Genomic DNA, 16,442 nt, shown 5'->3' with positions numbered 1-16,442 from the left:
TTGGCCATCAGGCAAGGAGAGGAAGGCTCAGAGGCGATACAGGATCTGGTCAGTCCAGAAGCGCTCGAGGCGGTGCAGCGACTTGTTGAGGCTCGCGAACTCCTCGTTCGAGATGCCGCCGACCTGCTCGACCGTCTTGACGTGCTTCTGATAGAGCGCATCGACAATCTTGCGGACTTCCTGGCCCTGCGGGGTCAGGCGGATGCGGACCGAGCGACGATCGACGCGCGAGCGCTGATGATCGAGGAAGCCGAGCTCGACGAGCTTCTTCAGATTGTAGGAAACGTTGGAGCCGAGATAGTAGCCGCGGGTGCGCAGCTCGCCGGCGGTCAGCTCCTTGTCACCGATATTGTACAGGAGCAGCGCCTGCACCGAGTTGATGTCGGCACGGCCACGGCGATCGAATTCGTCCTTGATGACGTCGAGGAGCCGGCGATGCAGCCGCTCCACCAAAGTCAGGGCTTCGAGATAGAGCGGCTGCACCGGAGCTTGACCGGTAGCGCGATCAGCGGCATCCGCCGCCGTTGTCGCAACGGCTTTCATCATGACACTTCCCCTGTTTGTCGTTTTTATCGACTTTATTTCGACGAAACTTGTGTCCCGCCTGATAGGTCCAACGTAAGGGGGCCGTTTGAATATCCGCTTAAATAAGAGAATAAAGAGATCATGAATTTAAGACAGTGAATCGTGGATTAAGCCCATGGATCAAGGACTTTTCGCAACTTTTCATTGACGGTGGCAGGCCCCTGTTCACGCTTCGTGTGCCTTACCTGTCACATTCGGAAACAGCAGCGTCCGAATTCGAAACGGTGCCGTAACGGGTATGAGGGAACCCTTTACGGTGACCGATCGGTTACCGGAAAATTCTTCGAAAATTTTATGAGAGCGCGTTGGGGCGGGACGCGCGTGATGTGCGCAAGCGACCTCATTGGTCGCCGCGGCCAGATCGGTTCCGCCGTCGGCCCGCGAAAAGCCGGCCGGCACACGCGCCGAGATCCGGTGAAATGGGTCCCGACGGCAGGTCCCGCAAAGGCGCTGTCGCTACGGGACGCCTTAAAGGGGATGCGATCTGTGGCATCCACCTAGCAGAACCAGCGACGCTGTCTTCTCGCTCCGCGCACGACTGGCAAATATTGGCTGTCACCGTCAGCTCTTCGCCGCGCTGTCGCAGCCAGGCAACAGTGCTCAAGCGATCGCGGCGAGCGGGGCCTATGGGGGGCGTTCGCGCGCCGACATCCAGGCCAGCGCCAGATAGGCCGCGAGCATCACGGCCTCGAGCCCGACCACGGTAAGGCTGCCGCCATAGATGCCCGGAAACATCAGCTCGATGACGGCCATCGACACCACGGTGGTCAGCCAGACCACGGCGCCCCACGGCGTCGCGAGCCAGAGCCCGACGGCGGCGACGAGCTCGATGACGGCGAAATAGATCGTGGCGGTCTGCCAGGCCATCGACTGGTTCTCGAAGGCCTCCTCCTCGCCGCCGACGAAGCCCGTCACCTGGGCCCAGTGATAGAGGCCCTTGGCGACCGAGACGACCGCCATGATGCGCAGGAAGATGACGAGGCGCCGCGTCCACGCATTGTCGTCCGGCTCGATCCGGTCGGACGAGATCGCGCTCACCGAGATGGCGTTGTCCCGCGCCTGATCGCGTGCAGAGGTGTCAGACATCCGAATCGCCGCACAACGGCTGCAAAATGGGGTTCATGGCGCAGTCTTGGCCCGCCGGGGCGGCAAAATCAATTGCCGTTACGGCAAATCGAGGGCGCCCAAGGCGCAACGGTTGGCGCAATGACGGGGCCCCTGACAGGTGCTAGAACCGGTCTTATATCAGGTCCAGACCAGCCGTCCGTCGAGGAGAACAAGACATGGCGATCAAATTCGGGCGCCCGATCGAACTGCGCGATACGCCGCGGCGCCAGACCGACGCCCTCGCCTCCCCCTCGCTCGACCTCACGATCCGGATGCGCCGCAATCGGAAGTCCGAATGGGCCCGCCGCCTGGTGCGCGAAAACGTGCTGACCACCGACGACCTGATCTGGCCGATGTTCGTGGTCGATGGCCACAACACCCGCACACCGGTGGCCTCGATGCCCGGCGTGGAGCGGCTGACCGTCGACCAGATCGTCCGCGACGCCGAGCGCGCCGCGAAACTCAACATCCCCTGCATCGCGCTGTTTCCCTTCACCGAGCCGGCGCTGCGCGACGAGCAAGGCTCGGAGGCGCTCAACCCCGACAATCTGGTCTGCCAGGCGGTGCGCGCGATCAAGCAGGAATTTCCCGACATCGGCGTGCTCTGCGACGTCGCGCTCGATCCCTTCACCAGCCACGGCCATGACGGGCTGATCGAGGGCGGCAAGATCCTCAACGACGAGACGGTCGCGGTGCTGGTCAAGCAGGCGCTGACGCAGGCCGAGGCCGGCTGCGACGTGATCGCGCCGTCGGACATGATGGACGGCCGGATCGGCGCGATCCGCGAGGCGCTCGACGACAACGGTTTTGGCGACGTCCAGATCATGTCCTATGCAGCGAAATATGCCTCGGCGTTCTACGGCCCGTTCCGCGACGCGATCGGCTCGGCCAAGACGCTGACCGGCGACAAGCGCACTTACCAGATGGACAGCGCCAATTCCGACGAGGCGCTGCGCGAGGTCGAACTCGACATCGCCGAGGGCGCCGACATGGTGATGGTGAAGCCGGGCATGCCCTATCTCGACATCGTCCGCCGCGTGAAGGACCATTTCGCAATGCCGACCTTCGTCTACCAGGTGTCGGGCGAGTACGCGATGATCGCGGGCGCCGCCGCCAATGGCTGGATCGACGGCGAGCGCGCGATGATGGAGAGCCTGGTCGGCTTCAAGCGCGCCGGCGCCGACGGCATCCTCACCTATTTCGCGCCGCAGGCCGCCGAGAAGATCAAGGCGGAGGCGTAACGGCGCTACACAGGTCCGGCCGACGCGGTTGGACGTGGACCGCAGAGCGGGCGCAACGCCTCGCGCTGCGACAGCACCCTCAGCGGGTAGACCGGCTCATTCGTTTCGCGCTTGAAGAACGGGTGCGGCCAAGCCTTGCCACGCAGGCGCCAGCCCAACACCTTGCCGATCGCGCGCAGGATCAGCGGCAGGTTGAAGCCGGTCGATCCCTTCGGGGCTTCGCCGATCGCATATTTGCCGAGGATTGCGCCGGTTGGCTTGCCGAACACCGCGTCCACGCGCGCCGTGCCGCCCTCGAAGGCCTGGACTGCGATTCCGACGAACGGGACAGCAGGCGTCAGCGAGTTGCCCACCGGCGAATTGCAGCAGGTGGTGTGCCATCGGTACAGTCCCTTGGGCGTCAGCCGTAGGCCGGCGATCTTTTCGTGCCCCTGCACGAAACTGAGCGACGCCGGGGCAACCTGGACGATGTCGGTACCGCCGTGGACATCGAGCAGATCGGCCCGGCCGATCCGATGCATGAACGCCTGGCAGTCGTCGCAGTAGCAGACGACGCGATTGACGGCCGTCGGCGCGGCGTTCGTGACCACGCCTCGAACCTCTCCACAGCGGCAGCGCAACCCGATCTGTGTGCCCATATGTCCCCCGCCGTCACGCAACCTCCAGCTTACACCGAGGCGGGCACTTTCCGCCGCCGAATCGCCGGAATATTTCGGCTAGTTAATGTCCGCGCAGCCTTGGCAGGCGCGCCCCGTGCTCCCATGTCCTGCGCGGGAGTTTCATCGGAGGTTGGTCATGTCCTACGGCAGTGACGGTAGCGCCTGGCGCAACGACGGCGGCGTTCCCCCGCATGCGTTCGATCCGCTGATGCAGCCGGAACTGTTCCGTGGCGTGCTGACGCGGCGTGTCTTTGCGTTCCTGATCGACCTCTTCGTGCTGTCGGTGCCGGTGATCCTGGCGGTGATCTTCATCGCGATCTTCGGCATCGTCACGCTCGGCCTCGGCTGGGCGCTGTTCTGGCTGGTCTCGCCGGCTTCGATCGTCTGGGCCATCGTCTACTATGGCGCCTCGATCGGCGGGCAGCACTCGGCCACGCTTGGCATGCGCATGATGGACCTGGAACTGCGCACCTGGTACGGCGCGCGCGGCTATTTCGTGCTCGGCGCCATCCACGCGGTGCTGTTCTGGGTGACGATCTCGTTCCTGTCGCCGCTGGTGCTCTTGGTCGGACTGTTCAACGGCCGCCGCCGGCTGCTGCACGACATCATCCTCGGAACCGTCATCATCAACAGCTCGGTCCGGACCCAGGTCACCCCGGCCGCACGGGCCTCTTATTAGGCCCGCCTAAACCAATTGACCGTTAGCCTCCGGGGGGCGATGCTAACTCGGCTGCCTGTATTGTATGTGGAGCCCGACGATCAGACGTGACCCAGCACTCGCGTGATACCCCCCAGTTCTATCTGACGGCGCCCTCACCCTGCCCCTATTTGCCGGGCCGGCATGAGCGGAAGGTTTTCACGCACCTGGTCGGCGACAAAGCGGGCGATCTCAACGACTTGCTGACCCATGGCGGCTTCCGCCGCAGCCAGTCGATCGCCTACCGCCCGGCCTGTGACCAGTGCCGGGCCTGCGTCTCGGTCCGGGTGGTCGCCAACGAATTCCGCCCCTCCCGCAATTTTCGCAAGGTGCTGGCCCGCAACGCCGACATCATCGGCGAGCAGCGCACGGCGGTCCCGACCTCCGAGCAATATTCGGTCTTCCGCGCCTATCTCGACCGCCGCCACCGCAACGGCGGCATGGCCGACATGACCGTGCTGGACTACGCGATGATGGTCGAGGACAGCCATGTCGAGACCCGGATCATCGAGTATCGCAAGCGCAATGCCGACAGCGCCATCACCGGCCGCGGCGACGAACTGATGGCGGTGGCGCTGACCGACGTGCTCAGCGACGGGCTGTCGATGGTCTATTCGTTCTTCGAGCCGGGACTTGAAGCCCGCTCGCTCGGCACCTTCATGATCCTCGATCATATCGCCCGCGCCCGCCGGCAGGGCCTGCCCTATGTCTATCTCGGCTACTGGATCGAGGGCTCCAAGAAGATGGACTACAAGGGCCGCTTCCTGCCGCAGCAGCGGCTCGCGCCGTCGGGCTGGCTGCGCGTCGACGCCTCAGGCGAGGCGCTGGCCGAGCCGCAGGACTAGCACTTTCGATCAGACGCTCTAGGTGCCGAAGATCGTGTCGTAGAGCAGCTTCACATTCAGGACCACGATCAGACCGGCGACGATCCACGCCGCGACCGCAACCGGACGCGAGATCGCGAATGTGCCCATCTTGCGCTTGTCGGACACGAAGCGCACCAGCGGGATCACCGCGAACGGCAGCTGCATCGACAGCACGACCTGGCTGAACACCAGAAGCTGCGCGGTGCCGCTCTCGCCATAGAGCGCGGTCACCACGATAACCGGGACGATCGCGATCCCGCGGGTCACCAGTCGCTGCAGCCAGTCGGGCAGCTTGAGGTCGAGAAAGCCCTGCATCACGATCTGGCCGGCCAGCGTCGCCGTCACCGTCGAGTTCAGGCCAGAGGCGAGCAGCGCCACGGCAAACAGCGTCGAGGCGATGCCGAGGCCGAGCAGCGGCGACAGCAGCTCGAAGGCCTGATCGATCTCGGCGACGTCAGAGTGGCCGCTCTTGTGGAAGGTCGCAGCCGCCAGCACCAGGATCGCGGCGTTGACGAACAGCGCCAGCATCAGCGCGATGGTGGAGTCGGTGGTTGCCCATTTGATCGCGTCGCGCCGGCCCTCCTCGGTGCGCGGATAGGCGCGGGTCTGCACGATCGATGAGTGCAGATAGAGGTTATGCGGCATCACGGTGGCGCCGATGATGCCGATCGCGATGTAGAGCATCTCCGGATTGGTGACGATCTCGCGCGACGGCATGAAGCCGCCGATCACACCGGCAATCGGCGGCGCGGCGGCGGCGATCTGGACCGCGAAGCAGACCGCGATGACGATCAGGAGCGCGATCACGAAGGCCTCGAGGAAGCGGAAGCCGCGGTTCATCAGGAGCAGCAGCAGGAACGCATCGAGCGCCGCCAGCAGCGCGCCACTGATCAAGGGAATGCCGAACAGCAGCTTCAGCGCGATCGCGGTGCCGATCACCTCGGCGAGGTCGCAGGCGATGATCGCGGCCTCGCAGGCGAGCCACAGCAGCAAATTCGCCGGCTGCGAATAGGTCGCGCGGCAGGCCTGCGCCAGGTCGCGGTCGGTGGCGATGCCGAGCCGGGCCGAAAGCGCCTGCAGCAGAATCGCCATCAGGTTGGAGAGCAGGATGACCGACAGCAGCGTGTAGCCAAACTTCGATCCGCCCGCGAGGTCGGTGGCCCAATTGCCGGGGTCCATGTAGCCGACCGAGACTAGGTAGCCCGGCCCGGCGAAGGCCAGCAGCCGCCGCCACCACACGCCTGAAGTCGGCACCGCGACGGTCGCGTTCACCTCGGGCAGGCTGCGCGCATGCCCGGCATCGCCGCGCCAGCCGTCTGGCACGGCGTCAGGGACAGAAACGGAAGACATTTCAGGAGTCCGAGCGTCCATCACGAAAGGATGGCCGATCTCTCCCGTTATTGCAACTCATTTGCAACTGCATCTAGGCTCACGAAGATGACACCGGTCGCCTCCCATCCTAGCCCTCCCCCGCAAGCGAGAGACGGGAATGCAGCTCCGATGCGGCTGCCAAACTCGTCCTCACTTCCACGAAAGCGTGATGGCAGTAGGTTCGATAGCCTGATCGTGCAGCAGACCGTGCTGTCCACGTCTGTTCCGGCGTATCGTCGAAATAGGTGCACGCCGTTGCCTTGAGCGTCGGCTCCCATGCTTGGACCTGTTTGATCTCGCGCGCGATGCTGCCGGTAGAACTGCCCCCGTGACGCCTGCAAGGGCGATGCTCAGGAGCCGGCGACGCTCCGGATCAGGCCGGCCTTCAAAACTCTCGTAGGGGGCTTGGCCCATGATGTCTCGTCTCCTGTTGATGGAGTTCGCCTAGCGACTGGACTGCTTGCGCCAATTCGACGCCGCGCGATTCCAAGTCGCAATTCCCCCATAGGGTGAATCGAGTTGAGAACGAGAAGGAAATGAAGCCGCGCCGTCACGCGGGCCTTTGTTTTTGGCGTTGTCGGGAAACGGGTGGGATCGGGCGTCTTCCAATCACACACTATGGCCAGATCGAATGTCCCCAAGGATTCTGCCATGTCCGCCGATACACCTCGCCTGCCGGCTACCTTCAATCGCCTGGCCTGGTCCAACCTCGCCGCGCAATCGGCCGAGCAGATCGCGCTTGCGGCCGCGCCCATCGTTGCCGTGCTGGTGCTCGGCGTCGGCGAAGGCCAGACCGGCCTACTGCAGACCGCGCTGACGCTGCCATTCATTCTGTTTGCTATACCCGCCGGCCTGCTCGCCGACCGCGTGTCGCGGCGCTGGGTGATGGCGGGCTCCGAGGCGCTGCGCGCGGCTGCATTGGCCGCGATCCTGGTGTTGCTGTGGTTCGGCGCGATGACCTTGCCGATGCTCGCTCTGCTCGGCTTCATCGCGGTCTGTGGCACAGTTGCCTATAGCGTCGCGGCTCCGGCGCTGGTCCCGTCCCTGGTGACGTCGCAGCAATTGCCGGCCGCGAATGCCCGTATCGAACTTGCCCGCACCGTCGCTTTCGCCAGCGGCCCGGCGCTCGGCGGCGTGCTGGTCGGCTGGGTCGGCGCTGCGCCCGCATTCGGGTTTGCCGCGGCGCTGTCGGCGATCGCGGTCGCGCTGCTCGCCGGCATCTACGAGCCGGCACGCCAGCCTGCCCCGCGACGCCATCCGTTGCAGGACATCAAGGAAGGCGCGGCCTTCGTGATGCATCACGCCTTGCTGCGGCCGGTCTTCATCACCCAGTTCATCTTCAACACCGCCTCCTTCCTGCTGCTCGCCGTGTTCGTGCCCTATGCGGTGCGCCACCTCGGGCTCAGCGCCACCGGTGTCGGTACAACGCTTGCGATGTACGGCGTCGGCATGGTGGTCGGCGCGCTGTTCGCAACCCGCGTGATGAAGCGGCTGGCATTCGGCACCGTGATCGGGCTCGGCCCCGTCACCGGTCTCGTCGCTTCGCTCGTGATGGCGCTGACGACCTGGATCGCGACGCCGCTGCTCGCGGGCCTCGGCTTCTTCCTGCTCGGCGTCGGCCCGATCCTGTGGGTGATCTCGACCACCACGCTGCGGCAATCGGTGACGCCGCCCTCGCTGCTCGGCCGCGTCTCCGCGATCAACATCATGAGCTACGGCGCCCGGCCGCTCGGCTCCGCACTCGGCGCCGTCGTCGGTGGCCTCTACGGCGCCGAAGCCTGCCTCTACCTCGCGGCCGCGATCTTCGCTGCCCAGGCGCTGGTGATCCTGATGTCGCCTGCGGTGTCGCTCAGGCGGCAGCCCGACATGGTCGGCGAACCCGCGCGCTGTTGAACAGCCCCTGCGCGCGCCGTCATTGCGAGGAGCAAAGCGACGAAGCAATCCAGACCCCAACCGTGCCGGGATGGATTGCTTCGCTTCGCTCGCAATGACGACGGAACGAAATCGGTTAGCTCGCTAGATACCGCTCATATTTGCCGCCGACGACCTCGTCGGCGGTGACGGCCGGATCCAGCGTAAAGAGATCCTGCGCATGGCCGATGCCGCGCAGGACGAAGCGGCCAGTGGAGACCAGATAGTTGCGGCCGGCGGCGTCGAGGCCAGTGCGGAAATCGGTCGAGGTCAGCAGCTCCCGATCAACCGAGGCGCACATCGAGGCAATCCGGCTGACCTCGTTGACGGCGGGTCCGACCACGGTGAAATCCAGCCGGTCTTCGCTGCCGATATTGCCGTAGAAGACCTCACCGACATGGAGGCCGACATAGGCCGTGGTGGTCGGCCGCCCCTCGTTCTCGCGGCGATCGTTCAGCACGCGCATGTTATGGCGGAATCTGTGCTCGGCGCGCAGTGCCGCGCGCCTGGCGCTCGCCATGTTCTCACCGGTGAACATCGCCAGCACGCCATCGCCGATCAGTTTCAGCACCTCGCCGCCGGCATCATGGATCGCGTCGATCGAGGCCTGCGCGTAGTCATTGAGGAACGGGATGATCTCGTCCGGGCCGATGCGTTCGCTGATCGCGGTCGAGCCGCGCACGTCGGAGTACCACAGCACAGCCTTGATCTTCTCGGTGATGCCGCGCTGCATGCGCCCACGCAGCACCTGCTCCGCGGTCTCGCGGCCGAGATAGACCCGTCCGAGCGTGCGGGCGATCTCGACCTGGGCGGCCGATTTGATCGCGAGCCCGAGCACCGGCACGAGGTCGCGCAGCGCCGACATATGGTTCTCGTCGAAGCCATCCGAACGGCGGGTGGTGTAGTAGGAGTAGAAGCAGTCCATCTCGCCGATCGTGCCGGCCTCGCCGAAGCGATGCACGAAGGCGGCGAAGTGTTTGTGGCCCTTCTCGGCGAGGTCGCCGATCATCGAAAAATCGTGCGAACCGGTGAGGTCGATCACCATCTCGTCATGGCCGTTTTCGAGCATGTGATGGAATGCCGACCGCCGCCAGTTCTGGCTGGCCTCGCCGCTGCTGGTCGAGCCGTATTCGAAGATGTCGGCCTCGTTGCTCTCGCCGTCGTTCCAGCGGAAGCCGCGGCCCTCGAAGATCGGGTGCAGGGTGTCGATGAACACGATCGCCCGCGACAACGGCATGCCGGCGGCCCGGCAGCGCTCGCAGAAGCCGCGCAGCAGGTCGTTTTCCGGCAGGCCGGTCAGACCCTGGCGGACCAGCCAATTCATGAGGCGCAAACGGGGCGTGAGTTCCATACGCAGGATTATGCCGGGCAATTGGTGCGGGAGGAAGGGCTGGTCGTTCGCGTGACAGATGCGGACGCTCGTGCGGCATTGCAAGCCGTCCCTCTTCATCATTTTCGGGCGGAACGACGCCGTCGAATGCCGGCGATTCCGCTTCCCTTTGCCCCGGCCTTCGCGCACAAGAGCCGCATGGAAAACGACGCCGGCCAGCCGAATCCGATCCGACGCCTCATGCGATGGGCGATCACCCCGCCGCAATCCTATGGGGTCTATCTGGCCGGCATCATCCTGGTCTACGCCCTGTCGTTCTACGCCGGCACGATGAAGCCGAAGCACACGCCGGCTCCGCCGGTGACCGCGCCGTCCGCCCCGCACAGTTGATCAGGCCGGTTTGGTCTCCGACGTCGCGATCCAGATCCCGGCGAAGACCGCGATCAGACCAACGACCAGATTGGCGGTGATCGGCTCGCCGATCAGCTGCTTCGCCAGCAGCCCGGCGGCGATCGGATTGACCGTCATGGTGTTGGCGACACGGGTCGGCGAGGCCCGCTCGAGCGCCAGCACCCACAGGATGAAGGCCAACGCGCCGCCGGCTATTCCGAGATAGAGCCCCGCGATCCACTGCGATGGGCCGAATTCGCGCAGCGTCGCCAGGCTGCCGGTGAACGCCCCCACCGCCACCAGCGCCGCCGCTCCCGCGCCCATGCCCACCGTGAGGAAAACGAGCGCACTGGAGCGACGGATCAACGGTCGCGACAGCACGTTGTAGAACGCCATGCAGAGCACCGCGGCAGCCATGATCAGCTCGCCGCGCCATGCCCCCGCCGGCGCCGCCGACAGCCCGGATGCGAGCGCAGCGGCCACGCCGAGCACCGCAATCGAAACCCCGGCCGATTTGCGCATCGTCAGCGGCTCGATGCCGAGCAAGGCACCGACCACCATGGTGGAGAGCGGCAACGTCGCCAGCGCAAGGCTGGCGCGCGCCGCCGTCGTGTAGGACATCGCGATGTTGTAGAGTACGAAGAACACGCCGAAGAAGGCGATCCCGAGCGCAGCGACCGCAAGTAAATCCTCGGGCGGCGGCCACTTCGCCCTGAGCAGGACCGCGACGGGAAGCACGCAGAGGAAGCCGATCACCCAGCGCAGGATCGCAAGCGTGACCGGGTCGGCATTGCCTGCCAGATAGCGCGTGATCGCCGCCGCCGTGCCGCCGAGGCAGCTCGAGACCAGTGCAATCGCAACGCCGATCCACTCGCCCATCCCGGTCCCCATGCGTTTCGTGCTCGCTTGTGGCATCTTGCCGAGAGAAGTCATTCCAGCAACTACCTGGTAGGTATTCATGTCGCAGCAGCGCGATTTTGCAGCCAGCCTGCGCTGGTGGCGGCAGCGCAAGGGCCATTCGCAACTCGAGCTCGCCGGGCGCGCGGATATCTCGCAACGCCATCTGAGCTTCCTCGAGCTCGGCCGCGCCGCACCGAGCCGCGACATGGTGATCCGCCTCGCCGCGGCGCTCGACGTGCCGTTGCGCCAGCAGAACGCACTGCTGGTCGCGGCCGGCTTCGCACCGGTATGGCGGCAAACCGATCTTGCCGCGCCTGAGCTCGCGCAGATCCGTTACGCGCTCGATTTCATCCTGGCGCAGCAGGAGCCCTTCCCTGCGGTTGTGGTCGACCGGCACTGGAATCTGCTGCTCGCCAATACAGGCGCCGGGAAGCTGGTGGAATTCCTGGTCGGGCCGCTGGTATCAGGCACAGCGGTCAATCTCGCCGATGCACTGGTCGCGCCCGGCGTGCTGCGGCCCTATCTCACCAACTGGACCGAGGTCGCCGGCTACTTCATCCGCAGCGTCGAGGCGGATGCCGCCGCCGACGGCACCAGCGCAACGGCTGACTTGCTCACGCGCCTGCTAGCCTATGACGGCGTCGAGGCTGCGTTGGCCGCGCCGCCTGCGGGGCCCGCGTCCGGGCCAGTGCTGCCGATGCTGTTCCGCAAGGGCGACATCCACCTGCAGCTGTTCACAACCATCGCAACGTTGGGAACGCCCCAGGACGTCACCTTGCAGGAGCTGCGCATCGAGAGCTTCTTTCCGATGGACAATGCGACGGCGCAAATTTTTCGAGACTGGTCGAAAGCGCGCGGTCGCGAAGCCGCTCAGTCATAGAAATCCGGCGACAGCTTCAGCCCGTCGCGCTGCGCCTTGTCGTGGTTGATCCAGAGCTGCGCCTTCTCCTTGGTCAGGGTGTCGGCGATCTTCTGCATCGAGGCAAGCGTCTGCTCCTTGCTGGCATTTGCGCTCGGCACGCGACGATTGTCCCAATTGTCTCTGAAGTGGACGGCATCGCCGGTCAGCACAACAACGCCGGTCTTCGGCAGCTTCACCAGCAGCGACTGGTGGCCGGGCGTGTGGCCCGGCGTCGACAGGATGGTGACGCTGCCGTCGCCGAACACGTCGCGATCGCCCTCGAGCTTCGTGACGGGATGCTCGGGCTTGAAGCGCGGCGCATTGTTGGCGCCGGGCCATTCATATTCCGCCTTCTGCACATACAGCATCGCGGTCGGGAACATCTCGACATTGCCGATATGATCGGGATGGGTATGCGACACGGCGATAGCCTTGATGTCCGACGGCTTCACGCCGAGCTGGTCGAGCTGCGCGGCCAGCGTCTTCGGCCGCCGCCAGGTCACGGCCTTGGGATCGGCAGGCGCAAGGCCGTTCGGCATCGCCGCCACTGCGTCGGGAATGCCGGTGTCCCAGAGGAACCAACCCTGCGCGTGCTTGATCAGATAGCAATTGTCGACGAAGTCCATCGACTTGCCTTCATTGACACCAGGCGACCAGCGTGAAATGTCGCCTGCAACGCCTTCACCGCAGTTGAGGATGTAGAGCCGCTCGACGCCTGTTTTCGCCGGCTGGGCATCTGCGGGCAGCACCGCGCCCACGACCCAGAGCAACATCGCAAGACCGATTGCATTCTTCATGTTGCCCTCCGTTGATCGAGCCCGCTCTCTTCGCGCGCGGCCGCAATGTGCCGTCTCAGCAGCGGGCGTGGAAGACACGGACGTGGGTCGATCGATCAATTGAACGCGAGTAAGTCTCGCCGCCGGCTAGACCATCTCCGCCGGCGCCAGCCGGCAGGTCTCGCTGCTGATCTCGACCTGCAGGGTCGCGTGGTGGATGCTGAACCGCTCCGAAAGCTCGGCGCAGACGCGATGCAGAAAGATATCGTCATGTCCGCCGGGCCGCACCAGGTGCGCGGTCAACGCGGTCTCGCTCGTGCTCATCGCCCAGATGTGCAAATCGTGCACTTCGGTGACGCCCTCGAGCGCGCCGAGATAGTCCCTCACCTGCTTGAGATCGATGCCCCTCGGCACCGCGTCGAGCGCGAGGTTGACGCTGTCGCGGGCAAGCTCCCAGCCGCTCAGCAGCACCACCACGGCGATGACAAGACTGATCGCCGGATCGAGCCACTGCCAGCCCGTCGCCATGATCAGCAGAGCGGCGATCACGACGCCGAACGAGACGCCGGCATCCGCCGCCATGTGCAGATAGGCACCGCGCACGTTGAGGTCGCTGTCGCGGCCGCGCATGAACAGCAGCGCCGTGCCGCCATTGATGAGGATGCCGAGCGCCGCGACCCAGACCACGGTCCAGCTTGTTACCTCGGCCGGCTCACGGAAGCGGTTGATCGCCTCGACCGCGATGCCGCCGACCGCGATCAACAGCAGCCCGGCATTGAACAATGCCGCGAGGATCGAGGCACGGCGGTAGCCATAGGTGTGAGTGTCGGTCGAGCGCCGGCCGGCGAGCCACGCCCCGCCCCAGGCCAGCAACAGCGCGATGACGTCGGAGAGATTGTGAACGGCGTCGGAGACGAGTGCCAGCGAGTTGGCGGAATAGCCGAAGATCAGCTCGGCGATGACGAAGGCAGTGTTGAGTGATGCGCCGACCGCAAAGGCCGTTCCGAAACTGTCGGGCGCGTGGCTGTGCCCGGCATGGGAATGTCCAGCGTGGGAATGTCCATGAGAATGACCACTATGGTCATGGTCATGGTCGTGGTCGTGATTGTGCGCCATGGCAACCGTCGCCCGATATCGTCGGCGACGGTTATAGCGCGGTGAAATGTGGATACTATCACACCGCGGCCATCGAACGGGGGGTTACGGCTTGCGCCTAACCCGCCCTACGCAACTACTCCACGCCGCGATTGAACTTGTTCGACTTCGGCAGGCCATGGGCGAGCCGGCCGGCGTCAGCGCGGTTGCCGCGCCAGTCGGCCAGTTCCTTCAAGGTCATACTGTGCTCACGGCCGGCGGAATCCTTCCAGGTCAGGCCGGTCTTGGAATCGAACACCGCGACATCGGATAGCGATGCGCTCGAGTACTTCTGCAGGCGCATGCCGCGGCCGCGGGCCATCTCCGACACCTGGTCGAGACCGAACACCACCATCTTGTGGTTGGTGCCGATCACCGCGACGGTGTCGCCGGTCACGGTCGTGATTGCACAAGCCTCGTTCGGCGTATCGACGATGAGCACCTGCTTGCCCTTGCGGGTGTTGCCGACGCAGTCCTCTTCCTTGACGATGAAGCCCTGTCCCTCGCTGCTCGCGATCAGAAACTTGCGCTCGCCCTTGTTGACGAACAGCGAGATGATCGCGGCGTCCTGCTCGAGGTCGATGAACATGCGGATCGGCTCGCCATGGCCGCGGCCGCCCGGGAGCTTGGCGACATCGAGCGAGTAGAACTTGCCGTTGGTGGCGAACAGCAGCAGCTTCGAGGTGGTCTCGGCAAAGAACGAGTGCTCCAGCTTGTCGTCGGTCTTGAAGGCGAGTCCCGAGAGATCCTCGACGTGGCCCTTCAGCGTCCGCACCCAGCCCTTCTCGGAGATCACGACGGTGCACGGCTCGCGCTCGACCAGGGCTTCCTCGATCGCGGCGAGGTCATGCTCGGGCGCGTCGGCGAAGGTGGTCCGGCGCTTGCCGAGCGGCGTCTTCGGCCCGAAGATATCGCGGACCTTACGCACCTGATCGCTGACCTTGGCCCATTGCTCGGTCTCGGAGCCGAGCAGGCCCTCGATGCCCTTCAGCTCCTTGCGAAGATCCTTGTCCTCGGTGCGGATCTCCATCTCCTCCAGGCGGCGCAAATTGCGCAGGCGCATGTTGAGGATGGCATCGGCCTGGACCTCGGTGAGGTTGAAGGTCTTCATCAAGACCGGCTTCGGTTCGTCCTCGGTGCGGATGATCTTGATCACCTTGTCGAGGTTCAGATAGGCGACGAGGTGGCCGCCCAGCACTTCCAGGCGGTGCTCGATCTGCGTCTTGCGGAAGTTGGAACGGCGGACCAGCACGTCGCGCAGATGGTCGAGCCATTCGCGCAGGCACTCGGCAAGGCCGACCACCTTCGGGATGCGGCCCTTGATCAACACGTTCAGGTTCAGCGAGATCTTGCTTTCCAGCTCGGTCAGCCGGAACAGCGACTCCATCATCAGCGCCGGATCAACGGTGCGCGATTTCGGCTCGATCACAAGGCGGATGTCTTCGGCGGACTCGTCGCGGACATCGCCGACCAGCGGCAGCTTTTTCTCGTTGATGAGTTCGGCGATCTTCTCGACGATCCGGGACTTCTGCACCAGCCACGGAATCTCGGTGACGACGATCACCCAGGTGCCGCGCGCACCCTCCTCCTGGGTCCAGCGCGAACGGGTGCGGAACGAGCCGCGCCCCGTGGTGTAGGCCTCGATGATCGATTCCTTGGAATCGACGACGATGCCGCCGGTCGGGAAGTCCGGGCCCTTGACCCATTTCAGCAGCGCCTTCGACTTGGCGTCGGGCTTCTCGATCAGATGCAGCGCGGCGTCGCAGAGTTCGGCCGCGTTGTGCGGCGGAATCGAGGTCGCCATGCCGACCGCGATGCCCTGCGCGCCGTTGGCGAGCAGGTTCGGGAAGCCGCCCGGCAGCACCACCGGCTCTTTCGTCTGGCCATCGTAATTGAGACGGAATTCAACACCGTCCTCGTCGATACCTTCGAGCAGGAGCCGCGCGACCTCGGTCATGCGGGCTTCGGTGTAGCGGTAGGCGGCCGCGTTATCGCCGTCGATATTGCCGAAATTGCCCTGGCCGTCGACCAGCGGGTAGCGCGAGGAAAAATCCTGCGCGAGGCGCACCATGGCGTCATAAATCGCCTGGTCGCCATGCGGATGGAACGAGCCCATCACGTCGCCGACGATCTTGGCCGACTTCTTGAACGCCGCGCGCGGGTCGAGCCCAAGCAGGTCCATGCCGTAGAGGATGCGCCGGTGCACCGGCTTCAGCCCGTCGCGGGCGTCCGGCAGCGCACGATGCATGATGGTCGAGAGCGCATAGGCGAGATAGCGCTCCTCGAGCGCGTCACGCAGCGGCACCTCGTGAATTTCGGCCGGCTTTTCCGGCGGTACCTGTCGTTTTCCCATGGGGAGGCGTTAAACCTTGGCGGTGAATCGGGCAAGCCGCGAATCACCGGGAATTTTGGACCCGAATCGGCCTTACGGAACCGCCGTTCGGGTCCGCGGCCTCGTCACGGCGTTGATAAACCCCTCGCGAGCGTCGGAATGGCCCTGGCCGCGGGGCTCCAGCACGTGGCGGAGCAGGAACAGGCCGGTGATCTGGAAACCGTCGCGCAGGTCCTGCTCCG

15 protein-coding genes and 1 pseudogene are annotated in these 16,442 nt (G+C 65.0%); 6 read left to right on the top strand and 10 right to left on the bottom strand.

Annotated elements, in window-relative coordinates; genetic code table 11:
- Window positions 1–27: 27 nt before the first annotated feature.
- Window positions 28–546: a transcriptional regulator LdtR gene (gene ldtR, locus BraRD5C2_RS07160; protein WP_018271925.1), complete on the bottom strand. Its 519-nt coding sequence runs from the start codon at window positions 544–546 to the stop codon at window positions 28–30.
- A 663-nt stretch (window positions 547–1,209) separates the two neighbouring features.
- The gene (locus BraRD5C2_RS07155) at window positions 1,210–1,671 is read right to left on the bottom strand and encodes a DUF6163 family protein (protein ID WP_050422596.1); all 462 of its coding nucleotides are present in this window, start codon (window positions 1,669–1,671) and stop codon (window positions 1,210–1,212) included.
- A 197-nt stretch (window positions 1,672–1,868) separates the two neighbouring features.
- Here BraRD5C2_RS07155 and hemB point away from each other — a divergent pair, with 197 nt between their 5' ends.
- Window positions 1,869–2,933, top strand: coding sequence for a porphobilinogen synthase (hemB, locus tag BraRD5C2_RS07150; protein WP_223967581.1), 1,065 nt, complete (start codon window positions 1,869–1,871; stop codon window positions 2,931–2,933).
- Window positions 2,934–2,938: 5 nt separating this feature from the next.
- Here the strand turns inward: hemB and BraRD5C2_RS07145 are convergent, their stop codons facing one another.
- Window positions 2,939–3,571: a DUF6151 family protein gene (locus tag BraRD5C2_RS07145; RefSeq protein WP_223967580.1), complete on the bottom strand. Its 633-nt coding sequence runs from the start codon at window positions 3,569–3,571 to the stop codon at window positions 2,939–2,941.
- Between the two features lie 157 nt (window positions 3,572–3,728).
- On the opposite strand from BraRD5C2_RS07145, the gene BraRD5C2_RS07140 reads away from it, so the two are divergent.
- Window positions 3,729–4,271 carry an RDD family protein gene (locus BraRD5C2_RS07140; protein ID WP_223967579.1) on the top strand — a complete coding sequence of 181 codons (543 nt, stop codon included), beginning with the start codon at window positions 3,729–3,731 and terminating at the stop codon, window positions 4,269–4,271.
- Between the two features lie 86 nt (window positions 4,272–4,357).
- A complete protein-coding gene (locus BraRD5C2_RS07135; protein ID WP_212013383.1) occupies window positions 4,358–5,134 on the top strand; it encodes an arginyltransferase in 777 nt (258 codons plus the stop codon).
- An 18-nt stretch (window positions 5,135–5,152) separates the two neighbouring features.
- Here BraRD5C2_RS07135 and BraRD5C2_RS07130 read toward each other — a convergent pair whose 3' ends face one another.
- A complete protein-coding gene (locus BraRD5C2_RS07130) occupies window positions 5,153–6,526 on the bottom strand; it encodes an Nramp family divalent metal transporter (RefSeq protein WP_223967578.1) in 1,374 nt (457 codons plus the stop codon).
- Between the two features lie 651 nt (window positions 6,527–7,177).
- On the opposite strand from BraRD5C2_RS07130, the gene BraRD5C2_RS07125 reads away from it, so the two are divergent.
- Window positions 7,178–8,419, top strand: a complete 1,242-nt coding sequence (locus BraRD5C2_RS07125) for an MFS transporter (RefSeq protein ID WP_223967577.1) — start codon at window positions 7,178–7,180, stop codon at window positions 8,417–8,419.
- Window positions 8,420–8,534: 115 nt separating this feature from the next.
- On the opposite strand, the gene BraRD5C2_RS07120 is transcribed toward BraRD5C2_RS07125, so the two are convergent.
- Window positions 8,535–9,788: an adenylate/guanylate cyclase domain-containing protein gene (locus tag BraRD5C2_RS07120; protein ID WP_223967576.1), complete on the bottom strand. Its 1,254-nt coding sequence runs from the start codon at window positions 9,786–9,788 to the stop codon at window positions 8,535–8,537.
- Window positions 9,789–9,914: 126 nt separating this feature from the next.
- Between BraRD5C2_RS07120 and BraRD5C2_RS07115 the strand changes: the two genes are divergently transcribed.
- On the top strand, window positions 9,915–10,157 hold the full coding sequence (locus BraRD5C2_RS07115) for a hypothetical protein (RefSeq protein WP_308444388.1): 243 nt from the start codon (window positions 9,915–9,917) through the stop codon (window positions 10,155–10,157).
- On the opposite strand, the gene BraRD5C2_RS07110 is transcribed toward BraRD5C2_RS07115, so the two are convergent.
- Entirely contained in the window at window positions 10,158–11,036 is an 879-nt protein-coding gene (locus tag BraRD5C2_RS07110) for a DMT family transporter (RefSeq protein ID WP_223967575.1), read from the bottom strand.
- Between the two features lie 79 nt (window positions 11,037–11,115).
- On the opposite strand from BraRD5C2_RS07110, the gene BraRD5C2_RS07105 reads away from it, so the two are divergent.
- Window positions 11,116–11,937, top strand: coding sequence for a helix-turn-helix domain-containing protein (locus BraRD5C2_RS07105; protein WP_223967574.1), 822 nt, complete (start codon window positions 11,116–11,118; stop codon window positions 11,935–11,937).
- On the opposite strand, the gene BraRD5C2_RS07100 is transcribed toward BraRD5C2_RS07105, so the two are convergent.
- The 4 genes and pseudogenes from BraRD5C2_RS07100 to BraRD5C2_RS07085 form a co-directional block, all read right to left on the bottom strand.
- Window positions 11,928–12,731 (bottom strand): N-acyl homoserine lactonase family protein, encoded by an 804-nt coding sequence (locus BraRD5C2_RS07100; RefSeq protein ID WP_223967669.1) that lies wholly within the window; start codon window positions 12,729–12,731, stop codon window positions 11,928–11,930. The two genes, BraRD5C2_RS07105 and BraRD5C2_RS07100, sit on opposite strands and share 10 nt — an antisense overlap.
- 150 nt (window positions 12,732–12,881) lie before the next feature.
- Complete coding sequence (locus tag BraRD5C2_RS07095; protein ID WP_223967573.1) at window positions 12,882–13,850, bottom strand: cation diffusion facilitator family transporter; 969 nt, start codon at window positions 13,848–13,850, stop codon at window positions 12,882–12,884.
- 115 nt (window positions 13,851–13,965) lie between these two features.
- Complete coding sequence (gene parC, locus BraRD5C2_RS07090; protein ID WP_223967572.1) at window positions 13,966–16,221, bottom strand: DNA topoisomerase IV subunit A; 2,256 nt, start codon at window positions 16,219–16,221, stop codon at window positions 13,966–13,968.
- A gap of 72 nt (window positions 16,222–16,293) precedes the next feature.
- Window positions 16,294–16,442 (bottom strand): annotated as a pseudogene (locus BraRD5C2_RS07085) (DNA repair protein RecO); the annotation flags it as partial.

The sequence above is a fragment of the Bradyrhizobium sp. RD5-C2 genome (assembly GCF_019972155.1).
Taxonomy (GTDB): Bacteria; Pseudomonadota; Alphaproteobacteria; order Rhizobiales; family Xanthobacteraceae; genus Bradyrhizobium.
The sequence above is the reverse complement of the archived record's forward strand: the minus strand, read 5'-3'. Positions and strand labels throughout refer to the sequence as shown.

Bases quoted from the DNA above. Each gene is read 5' to 3' on its own strand.
- parC (WP_223967572.1), bottom strand. From the start codon at position 16,221: ATGGGAAAACGACAGGTACCGCCGGAAAAGCCGGCCGAAATTCACGAG.
- BraRD5C2_RS07145 (WP_223967580.1), bottom strand. From the start codon at position 3,571: ATGGGCACACAGATCGGGTTGCGCTGCCGCTGTGGAGAGGTTCGAGGC.
- BraRD5C2_RS07095 (WP_223967573.1), bottom strand. From the start codon at position 13,850: ATGGCGCACAATCACGACCACGACCATGACCATGACCATAGTGGTCAT.
- BraRD5C2_RS07110 (WP_223967575.1), bottom strand. From the start codon at position 11,036: ATGGGCGAGTGGATCGGCGTTGCGATTGCACTGGTCTCGAGCTGCCTC.
- ldtR (WP_018271925.1), bottom strand. From the start codon at position 546: ATGATGAAAGCCGTTGCGACAACGGCGGCGGATGCCGCTGATCGCGCT.
- BraRD5C2_RS07115 (WP_308444388.1), top strand. From the start codon at position 9,915: ATGCCGGCGATTCCGCTTCCCTTTGCCCCGGCCTTCGCGCACAAGAGC.
- BraRD5C2_RS07100 (WP_223967669.1), bottom strand. From the start codon at position 12,731: ATGTTGCTCTGGGTCGTGGGCGCGGTGCTGCCCGCAGATGCCCAGCCG.
- BraRD5C2_RS07140 (WP_223967579.1), top strand. From the start codon at position 3,729: ATGTCCTACGGCAGTGACGGTAGCGCCTGGCGCAACGACGGCGGCGTT.
- BraRD5C2_RS07130 (WP_223967578.1), bottom strand. From the start codon at position 6,526: ATGGACGCTCGGACTCCTGAAATGTCTTCCGTTTCTGTCCCTGACGCC.
- hemB (WP_223967581.1), top strand. From the start codon at position 1,869: ATGGCGATCAAATTCGGGCGCCCGATCGAACTGCGCGATACGCCGCGG.
- BraRD5C2_RS07155 (WP_050422596.1), bottom strand. From the start codon at position 1,671: ATGTCTGACACCTCTGCACGCGATCAGGCGCGGGACAACGCCATCTCG.
- BraRD5C2_RS07120 (WP_223967576.1), bottom strand. From the start codon at position 9,788: ATGGAACTCACGCCCCGTTTGCGCCTCATGAATTGGCTGGTCCGCCAG.
- BraRD5C2_RS07125 (WP_223967577.1), top strand. From the start codon at position 7,178: ATGTCCGCCGATACACCTCGCCTGCCGGCTACCTTCAATCGCCTGGCC.
- BraRD5C2_RS07105 (WP_223967574.1), top strand. From the start codon at position 11,116: ATGTCGCAGCAGCGCGATTTTGCAGCCAGCCTGCGCTGGTGGCGGCAG.